We start from the raw sequence: 264 nt of genomic DNA, 5'->3' as shown, positions 1-264 counted from the left end.
AAGTAACCGCATTTATCTGGGCAGAAGCGGATATGCTTGACCATTCGGATTACCAAACTTGGTTAGCATTATGGGAAGAGCAAGGTCAGTACATTATTCCAATCGACCCAGCCTTAACCGATTATGAAAATCACCTGAACTATGCATATGACAATCATCATATGCGTCAGCTGCGTGTTGAACGTTTAGAAAATGGAGAAGCAATTTCAACTTCTCCCAAAGCGAATACAGTACGTAGTTTATCGCGTGTACGAATTCTTCAAG

Annotated in this window: 1 protein-coding gene; it reads left to right on the top strand. The window is 41.3% G+C overall.

The features are described from left to right. The coding region (locus AC1M9L_RS14855; protein WP_481592567.1) for an aromatic-ring-hydroxylating dioxygenase subunit beta at positions 1–264 on the top strand (264 nt) is incomplete at both ends.

The sequence above is a fragment of the Acinetobacter sp. ANC_7511 genome (assembly GCF_056779975.1).
The sequence above is the reverse complement of the archived record's forward strand: the minus strand, read 5'-3'. Positions and strand labels throughout refer to the sequence as shown.